Origin of the sequence: Streptomyces beijiangensis, from assembly GCF_017315755.1 — a bacterium.
Classification (GTDB): domain Bacteria; phylum Actinomycetota; class Actinomycetes; order Streptomycetales; family Streptomycetaceae; genus Streptomyces; species Streptomyces beijiangensis.
This window is the reverse complement of the sequence record NZ_JAFLRJ010000405.1, coordinates 1-9,007: the sequence shown is the minus strand read 5'-3', so window position 1 is coordinate 9,007 and position 9,007 is coordinate 1. Positions and strand designations below refer to the sequence as shown.

The window sequence follows — 9,007 nt, the reverse complement described above, 5'->3', positions numbered from 1 at the left end:
CCGGCGATTGAGGAGCGGGGGTCCGGGGGCAGAGCCCCCGAAGAGGCGCCGGCTCGCCTGCCTGGATCACCAGCGCCGCGGGGGCCCGCTCGCACAGCCCCAGGCACGGACTCTCCTGCCAGACCAAGCCCCCCGACGCCGACCCCGCTGCCCCCAACCGCTCCTCAAGCCCCGCGTACAGCGCCCGAGCACCCCGCGTCGCGCACGCCAGGTCCGTGCAGACATGCACCACCTTCGCGGGCCGCGGCTTCACCGCGAACATCGCGTAGAACGTGGCCACTCCGTACGCCTCCGCCGGCGGAACCGTCAGCCGGCGGCACAGATAGTCCAGTGCCCCCTCGCTGATCCACCCCACCCGGTCGTTGATCGCGTGCAGCCCCGGCAACAACTGGTCCCGGCGCTCCCGCGCCTCCCGCCCGCCGCGCGCCCAGCGCAGGTCCGCGTCGGTGCGGTCGTCCGCACCTTCCCATGCCGACTCGGGCGGTCCGAGCAGCGCATCGACGGCCGCCCGTTCCTCGTCCGTCGGCTTGCTGTCGCCGAAGTGCAGGTCCACTGGTTCAGCTCCTCTCGAGCCGTTCGACACGTATCGCCGACGCCTTGAACTCGGCCGTGCCCGCGATCGGGCAATTGGCCTCGATCGTCAGCTGGTTGGTGTCCACTTCGTCGGGGAAGTGCATGGTCATGAAGGCCAGCCCCGGCCGCAGCGCGGGGTCGACCCACACCGGGGCGGTCACCGCCCCCCGCCGCGAGACGACGCGCACCTCCTGGCCGACCGCGACGCCGTAGTGCTCGGCGTCCTCCGGGCACAGCTCCAGGTACTCGCCCCGTCGTAGCGGAGAGGCGAAACTCCCGGTCTGGACACCGGTGTTGTACGAGTCCAGGCGCCGCCCCGTCGTCAGCCGGATCGGGTACTCCTCGTCCGTCAGGTCGACCGGCGGATCGTGCTGGACCAGGCCGAAGGGGGCGAGCCGGCCCCGGTCCGCCAACTCGGTCTCCCAGAGGCGGCCGTGCAGGTAGCTCGTCGGGAGTTCCGCCAGGTCCGGGCAGGGCCACTGCAGACCCTGGTGCTCCTCCAGACGGTCGTACGTCATCCCGAAGTGGTCGGGGGAGAGCGCCCGCAGCTCGTTCCAGACGGTCTCGGAGTCCTCGAACTTCCAGTCGTGGCCGAGCCGCCGCGCCATGTCGCAGATGATGTCGATGTCCTCGCGCGCCTCGCCGGGCGGGGTGAGCGCGGCCCGTACCCGCTGAACCCGCCGCTCGCTGTTGGTCGTTGTGCCGTCGGTCTCCGCCCAGGCGGCCGTCGCGGGCAGCACCACGTCCGCCATTTCGGCGGTCTTCGTCAGGAAGATGTCCTGGACGACGAAGTGGTCGAGGGCGGCGAGCCGCCGGGCCGCCTGCTCGCTGTCGGCCTCCGACTGGGCGGGGTTCTCGCCGATGCAGTACACGGCACGCAGGTCGCCGTGTTCCATCGCCTCGAACATCTCGGTGAGCGTCATCCCGTTCCGCGGCTGGATGACGGTGTCCCACGCCACCTCGAACTTCCGCCGGTGCCCGTCGTCGAGGATGTCCTGGAAGCCGGGCAGCTTGTTGGGGATGGCGCCCATGTCACCGCCGCCCTGGACGTTGTTCTGGCCGCGCAGGGGCTGCACGCCGGCTCCGTACCGTCCGACGTGCCCGGTCAGCAGTGACAGATTGATCAGCGCGCGGACGTTGTCCGTGCCGTTGTGGTGCTCGGTGATGCCCAGCGTCCAGCACATCTGGGCCCGTTCGGCCCGTGCGTAGGCGTGGGCCAGCTCGCGGATCGCGGGCGCGGGCACCCCTGTCACCTTCTCGGCCAGGCCGAGGGTCCAGGGCTCGACCAGTGCCGCGTACTCCTCGAAGCCGGTCGTCGCGCGCTCCACGAACGCCCGGTTGTACAGCTCCGCGTGGATGATCTCGCGGCCGATCGCATGGGCGAGCGGGATGTCGGTGCCGACGTTCAGCCCGAGCCAGCCCTCCGCCCACTCGGCGGTGGAGGTGCGGCGCGGGTCGACTGCGTACATCCGTGCGCCGTTCCTGATCCCCTTCAGTACGTGGTGGAAGAAGATCGGGTGCGCGAAGCGGGCGTTGGAGCCCCACATCACGATGAGGTCGGTGTGCTCGACCTCGGCGTACGAGGAGGTCCCGCCGCCCGAGCCGAAGACGGCCGACAGGCCTGCCACGCTCGGTGCGTGACAAGTGCGGTTGCAGGAGTCGACGTTGTTGGTGCCCATCACCACACGGGTGAACTTCTGGGCCACGTAGTTCATCTCATTGGTGGCGCGGGCGCAGGAGAGCATCGCGAAGGCGTCGGGGCCGTGGGTCTCACGCGCCTCCCTGAACCCCGCGGAAGCCCGCTCCAGAGCCTCGTCCCAGGTGGCCTGCCGCAGCGGGCCACCCTTCTCGTCACGTACGAGGGGATGGGTGAGGCGGGTGTACGTCTTGGGTGTGCGGTCTCGTTTCTTCACTGATGCGCTCCTCATTGCATACAGTATTCTGTAGCCGCTTTCTGAACGGAAGCCTTCTGCAAGGGGTTTGTGATCAGGCGGCCGTCGAGACGGACAGCAGGTCCGCGATGGCGTGCACGGTCCGCAGCGTCGGCACCGCCATGTCCGTGACCTCGGCCAGTTCCACCACCGCCGCCAGCAGCACGTCGAGTTCGAGCGGCTTGCCCTTCTCCAGGTCCTGGAGGGTGGAGGTCTTGTGATCGCCGACCCGCTCCGCGCCCGCGAGGCGCTTCTCGATCGAGATGTCCGGGTGGCAGCCGAGCGCCGAAGCGACGGACAGGGTCTCGGCCATCATCACCTCGATGACCTGGCGGGTGTCGCGGTGCACGCACATCTCGCGCATGGTGGCGCGGGTCAGTGCGCTGAGCGGGTTGAAGGAGATGTTGCCGAGCAGCTTGATCCAGATGTCGTTGCGGATATCGGGCTCGACAGGGCACTTGAGACCGCCGGCCTGCATCGCCTCGCTGAACTCCAGGCACCGCTTGGACACCGACCGGTCGGGTTCTCCGATCGAGAACCGGGTCCCTTCCAGGTGCTGTACGAGGCCCGGTCCCGCCAGCTCGGTCGCCGCGTACACGACGCAGCCGATGGCCCGCTCGGGCGAGAGGACGGCCGAGACCGCGCCGCCCGGGTCGACGCTCTCGATGCGGTGGCCCTCGTGCGGGCCGCCGTAACGGTGGAAGTACCACCAGGGGATGCCGTTCTGTGCGGCGATCACCGCGGTGTGCTCCTGGAGCAGCGGCTCGATCAGCGGCCCGCACGCCGCGTACGAGTTGGCCTTGAGCCCCAGAAAGACATAGTCGACCGGGCCGATGTCGGACGGGTCGTCCGTGGCGTGCACGCGCGAGGTGAAGTCGCCGCGCGGGCTGAGGACTTGAACCCCGTCCCGCCTCATGGCCGCCAGGTGGGGGCCGCGGGCGACGAGATGGACGTCGGCGCCGGCGCGGTGCAGCGCGGCTCCGACATATGCGCCGATGGCTCCGGCGCCGAGGACTGCGACTTTCATGGTGGGGCTCCGAATCGGTCGAGGGATGCCGAAGGGGACGCTCACACTCACGTTGCGTCAATAAATATTGTCTACAGTATGCAAGTTCGGTGGACAAGGGTTGACGCAGCCCTTCCCAACTCCTTTGACCGTTCTTAGGGTTGACGATCATGAGCATGCCGATCGCCCCACCCGGCTGGAGCCGCTGGCTCGTTCCGCCCGCCGCCCTCTCCGTCCATCTCTCCATCGGCCAGGCCTACGCCTGGAGCGTCTTCAAGCCCCCGCTCGAATCCGCACTCGATCTCACCGGCACCCAGAGCGCGCTGCCCTTCCAGCTCGGCATCGTCATGCTCGGTCTCTCGGCGGCCTTCGGCGGCAGATGGGTCGAACGCAACGGCCCGCGCCGGGCGATGACCGTCGCTCTCGTCTGCTTCTCCTCCGGCTTCCTCATCTCCGCACTCGGCGCCGCCACCGGTCAGTACTGGCTGATCGTCCTGGGATACGGCTTCGTCGGCGGGATCGGCCTCGGCATCGGCTACATCTCCCCGGTCTCGACCCTGATCAAGTGGTTCCCCGACCGTCCCGGCATGGCCACCGGCATCGCGATCATGGGCTTCGGCGGCGGCGCGCTGATCGCCTCACCGTGGTCCACGCAGATGCTGGACTCCTTCGGCAGGGACGGCCACGGCATCGCGCTCGCCTTCCTGGTGCACGGCCTTGTCTACGCGGTCTTCATGTCACTGGGCGTGCTGCTGATCCGCGTCCCGCGCGCCCCGCTCGCCGCGGACCCGCTCCCCGCGGCCCCGGCCGCCGAGTCGGTACGTACCGACACCGGACCCCAGGTCTCGGCGAACAGCGCGATCCGCACCCCGCAGTTCTGGTGCCTGTGGGTCGTCCTGTGCATGAACGTCACCGCCGGCATCGGGATCCTCGAGAAGGCCGCCCCGATGATCACCGACTTCTTCTCCGGGACGTCCGCCCCCGTCTCGGTCTCCGCGGCCGCCGGATTCGTCGCACTGCTCTCCGCCGCCAATATGGCGGGGCGCATCGGCTGGTCGTCGACGTCCGACCTGATCGGACGCAAGAACGTGTACCGCGTCTATCTGGGCGTCGGCGCGCTGATGTATCTGCTGATCGCGTGGTTCGGGGACACCTCGAAGCCGCTGTTCGTCATCTGCGCGCTGGTGATCCTCTCCTTCTACGGGGGCGGCTTCGCGACCGTGCCCGCGTATCTCAAGGACCTCTTCGGCACGTACGAGGTGGGCGCGATCCATGGCCGGCTGCTCACCGCCTGGTCCCTGGCCGGTGTACTCGGCCCGCTGATCGTCAACCGGGTCGCCGATGCGCAGAAGGAGGCGGGCAAGAGCGGCGCAACGCTCTACGGGCTCTCCTTCACCATCATGATCGGCCTGTTGGTCGTCGGATTCGTCGCCAATGAACTGATCCGTCCCGTACACCCCCGCCACCACCACATCCCCTCCCCGAGGAAAGCAGCCGATGACGAGCGAAGCGTCCGTACCGAGCAGCACCCCGCCTGACCGACGGCGCGTTCCCCTGATTCTGTTCGCCTGGCTGTGGGTCGGGGCCCCGCTCGCCTATGGTCTCTACGAGCTCGTCCTCAAGGTCAGGCAGCTCTTCACGGGGTGAGCTGCGGATAAGCCGTAATCAGAAGCCTCCAAGACCTTCGCCCGAATCCTGTTGCTTTACGTGCCGTCGTACCCGTGAGTCGCTGACGAGACTGGAGGGCTCCTGACGTCAGCAGCAGAGGGGCCCACGGGCATGACCGGTACCCGCATCACCGCACTCGGCCATTACCAGCCCGCCAAGGTGCTCACCAACGCCGACCTCGCCAAGATCGTCGACACCAGCGACGAGTGGATCCGCAGCCGGGTGGGCATCGAGACCCGCCATGTCGCGGGCCCCGACGAACCCGTCGACGAACTCGCCGCGCACGCCGGGGCCAAGGCGATCGCCTCCGCCGGCCTGACGGCGGCCGACATCGACCTGGTGATCGTCGCCACCTCCACGGCGATCGACCGTTCCCCGAACATGGCCGCCAGGGTCGCGGCCCGGCTCTCCATGGGCTCGCCCGCCACCATGGACCTCAATGTCGTCTGCTCGGGCTTCACCCACGCCCTGGCCACCGCCGACCACGCGGTACGCGCGGGAGCTGCCACCCGCGCCCTGGTCATCGGCGCGGACAAGATGGCCGAGATCGCGGACTGGACGGACCGCACCACCTGCGTCCTGGTCGGCGACGGGGCGGGCGCCGCGATCGTCGAGGCGAGCGACAGCGACGACATCGGGCCGGTGCTCTGGGGCTCGGTCCCCGAGATGGGCCATGCGGTACGGATCGAGGGAACGCCCCCGCGCTTCGCCCAGGAGGGTCAGTCCGTCTACCGCTGGGCCACCACCCAGCTGCCGCCCCTCGCCCGCAAGGTCTGCGAGAAGGCGGGCGTCACCCCCGAGGATCTGGCCGCGGTCGTGCTGCACCAGGCGAATCTGCGGATCATCGAGCCTCTCGCCGCGAAGATCGGTGCGGTGAACGCGGTGATCGCCCGCGATGTCGTCGAATCCGGCAACACCTCGGCCGCCAGTATTCCGATGGCCCTGTCAAAGCTGGTCGAACGGGGAGAAATCACCTCAGGAGCGCCGGTGCTGCTCTTCGGTTTCGGCGGAAATCTCTCCTATGCGGGCCAAGTCGTGCGCTGCCCGTGAGGCCCAGGTGAATGAGGCGTGCATCACTCACCGCAAGCAGTCGGCATACTGGCCATTGTGCTCGGTAGACTGTAGACGATAGCCAATTGCTCTACGCCGATGTGCTGTTGGAGGGGGACCGCGATGTTGACCACAGGACTGCCGCAAGGGGCCGTGCCGAAACTGGAGCGCCCGGGGCCGTTGCGGGAGCGGGTGTACGAAGCGCTGCTCGAGCTCATCACGACGCGCGCCCTGCAGCCGGGTCAGCATCTGGTCGAGAGCGAGCTGGCGGGGCACCTCGGGGTGTCGCGGCAGCCCGTGCGCGAGGCGCTGCAGCGGCTCAATACGGAGGGATGGGTCGATCTGCGGCCCGCCCAGGGCGCGTTCGTGCACGAGCCGACCGAGCGGGAGGCCGACCAGCTGCTCTCGGTCCGCACTCTGCTGGAGGCGGAGGCCGCCCGGCTGGCCGCGGCCAACTCGGGGTCGGCGGGTATCGCGGCCCTTGAGGCCCTCTGCGCCAAGGGCGAGCAGGCGGTCGCCGACGACGACGTGGACCTGGCGGTGGCCACCAACGCCGAGTTCCACGCGAAGGTGATGGAGCTTGCGGGCAACGTCGTACTGGGCGAGCTGGCCGGACAGGTGGACCGGCGGGTGCGCTGGTACTACCAGCCCGTCGCCCGCCAGCGCGGAAAGCAGTCCTGGATCGAGCACCGTGAGCTGATCACCGCCATCTCGGCGCGCGACGAGCAGCGCGCGACGGCGGTCATGCGGGCGCACACGGAGCACACCCGCACCACCTACCACCAGCGCGAAGAGGGCTGAGACCCTACCGGGCGAACGCCTCGGCGCGGTTCTCGGCCCACTGCCGGAAGCTGCGCGGCTCGCGCCCGGTCAGGTTCTTCACGGTCTGCAGCACGGGCGACTCGTCGAGGGTGCCTTCGACGTAGAAGCTGAAGAAGGCGTCCACGTACTGCTGCGGCATCGCGGCCTCCATCTCCACCCTGGCCTCGTCGTCCGAAAGGCCGACGAAGGTCAGGTCCCTGCCGAGCACCTCGCCGAGGATGCGCAGCCGGTCGGCGGGGAGCAGCGAGTCGGGGCCGGAGAGCGCGAAGGCGTGGCCCTCGTACTCGGGTCCGGTCAGTGCGAGGGCGGCGATGGCCGCGATGTCGTACGGATCGATCGTGGCGACCCGTACGGACGGGAAGGCGTCGCGCACCACGTCGCCCGCCCTGAGCTGCGGAAGCCAGCGCAGGGTGTTGGACATGAAGGCGTTCGGTCGCAGGAAGGTCCAGGGCAGACCCGACTCCCGTACCGTCACCTCCGACTCGATCATGTAGCGCGAGACGGCGTTCTTCAGGTCGCCGCCGGGGACTGAGCTGCTGGAGAGCATCACCACGCGCTCGACGCCGGCCGCGCGGATCTCGGCGAGCGTGGCCGCGAAGTTCTCGAAGCCGGGCAGCAGGAACACCGCGCTCACCCCGTCGAGCTGCGAGGCCACACTCTTGGGGTCGTTCAGTTCGCCGCCGGTCGCCCGGCTGAAGGGGCGGACCTCCTCGCCGGCCGCGGTCAGGATGCGGACCACCTCGGAGCCGACGTTCCCCGTCGCGCCCGTCACCAGAATCATGCGGTTTTCCCCTCGGCCTGTGTGCGGTGGAGCCCCATCGTGCCTCCGCGGTGAGCATAGTCACCAAGCCACCGATACAAGGACAAGAGTGCGGAGTTGGGCGAGCGCGGGACGGTGGCCGGGCACTGCCCGGAGATGTCTTTGTCCTGGGTGTGGAGAAAGTGGTCACTGATTCCTGCCCAACTTCTTCCCACTCCGGGCAAGCGCTGCTACGTTCCCCTCCAAAGACCGGAAAGACACGGCCGATGAGGCGGGGAGGGGCACGTGAGGCGCATGACGGCACGACCTGCGAATGCGCATCAGGCGCGACTGCTCCGCCTGTTGCGCGACGGGGGGCCCAACTCCCGTGCACAGCTGGGCGACCAGGTGGATCTCTCACGCTCCAAGCTGGCGGTCGAGGTGGACCGGCTCCTGGAGACGGGACTCGTCGTCGCGGACGGCCTCGCCGCCTCGCGCGGCGGACGCCGCTCGCACAACATCCGGCTGGCGCCCGCACTGCGCTTCCTGGGCGTCGACATCGGTGCGACCTCGATCGACGTGGCCGTCACCAATGCCGAACTGGAAGTGCTCGGGCACCTGAATCACCCGATGGACGTCCGGGAGGGACCGGTCGCCGTCTTCGAGCAGGTGCTCGCCATGGCCGCGAAGCTCAAGGCCTCGGGGGTCGCGGAAGGGTTCGACGGCGCCGGCATCGGCGTCCCCGGACCGGTCCGCTTTCCCGAGGGCGTGCCGGTCGCGCCGCCGATCATGCCCGGCTGGGACGGCTTCCCCGTACGGGAGGCGCTCAGCCAGGAGCTCGGCTGCCCGGTCATGGTCGACAACGATGTGAACCTGATGGCGATGGGGGAGCAGCACGCGGGCGTCGCACGCTCCGTGGGCGACTTCCTCTGCGTCAAGATCGGCACCGGTATCGGCTGCGGGATCGTCGTCGGCGGAGAGGTCTACCGCGGTACGACGGGCAGCGCGGGCGACATCGGCCACATCCAGGTCGAGCCGGACGGCCGCCCCTGCGCCTGCGGCAACCGGGGCTGCCTGGAAGCCCACTTCAGCGGAGCCGCGCTCGCGCGCGACGCCGAGGACGCGGCACGCGCCGGGCTCTCGGCCGAACTCGCGGGACGTCTCGACGCGGCGGGGCGGCTCAGCGCCGCCGACGTCGCGGCCGCGGCGGCCGCCGGT

The 9,007-nt window shown here is 69.4% G+C and carries 9 protein-coding genes; 5 read left to right on the top strand and 4 right to left on the bottom strand.

The features are described from left to right. From J0695_RS32800 to J0695_RS32790, 3 genes are all read right to left on the bottom strand, one after another. Positions 1-553, bottom strand: a 553-nt coding sequence (locus J0695_RS32800) for an NADH-quinone oxidoreductase subunit NuoE family protein (RefSeq protein WP_206968340.1), incomplete at its 3' end; no start/stop codon positions are given. A gap of 4 nt (positions 554-557) precedes the next feature. Further along, entirely contained in the window at positions 558-2,486 is a 1,929-nt protein-coding gene (locus tag J0695_RS32795; RefSeq protein ID WP_206968337.1) for a molybdopterin oxidoreductase family protein, read from the bottom strand. Positions 2,487-2,559: 73 nt separating this feature from the next. Beyond that, on the bottom strand, positions 2,560-3,531 hold the full coding sequence (locus tag J0695_RS32790) for a 2-dehydropantoate 2-reductase (RefSeq protein WP_206968335.1): 972 nt from the start codon (positions 3,529-3,531) through the stop codon (positions 2,560-2,562). Between the two features lie 149 nt (positions 3,532-3,680). On the opposite strand from J0695_RS32790, the gene J0695_RS32785 reads away from it, so the two are divergent. The 4 genes from J0695_RS32785 to J0695_RS32770 all read left to right on the top strand — a co-directional run bounded on the left by J0695_RS32785 (position 3,681) and on the right by J0695_RS32770 (position 7,029). Beyond that, positions 3,681-5,048, top strand: a complete 1,368-nt coding sequence (locus tag J0695_RS32785) for an OFA family MFS transporter (RefSeq protein ID WP_206968333.1) — start codon at positions 3,681-3,683, stop codon at positions 5,046-5,048. Beyond that, positions 5,008-5,157, top strand: coding sequence for an MFS transporter small subunit (locus J0695_RS32780; protein WP_206968331.1), 150 nt, complete (start codon positions 5,008-5,010; stop codon positions 5,155-5,157). Before J0695_RS32785 ends, J0695_RS32780 begins: the two co-directional genes overlap by 41 nt. Positions 5,158-5,289: 132 nt before the next feature. Further along, a complete protein-coding gene (locus J0695_RS32775; RefSeq protein WP_206968329.1) occupies positions 5,290-6,228 on the top strand; it encodes a beta-ketoacyl-ACP synthase III in 939 nt (312 codons plus the stop codon). 123 nt (positions 6,229-6,351) lie between these two features. Continuing rightward, entirely contained in the window at positions 6,352-7,029 is a 678-nt protein-coding gene (locus J0695_RS32770) for a GntR family transcriptional regulator (RefSeq protein WP_206968326.1), read from the top strand. Positions 7,030-7,033: 4 nt separating this feature from the next. Here J0695_RS32770 and J0695_RS32765 read toward each other — a convergent pair whose 3' ends face one another. Further along, the gene (locus J0695_RS32765; protein ID WP_206968324.1) at positions 7,034-7,831 is read right to left on the bottom strand and encodes an NAD(P)H-binding protein; all 798 of its coding nucleotides are present in this window, start codon (positions 7,829-7,831) and stop codon (positions 7,034-7,036) included. A 273-nt stretch (positions 7,832-8,104) separates the two neighbouring features. Between J0695_RS32765 and J0695_RS32760 the strand changes: the two genes are divergently transcribed. After that, positions 8,105-9,007: ROK family transcriptional regulator (locus J0695_RS32760; RefSeq protein ID WP_206968322.1), on the top strand; the 903-nt coding region annotated here is incomplete at its 3' end.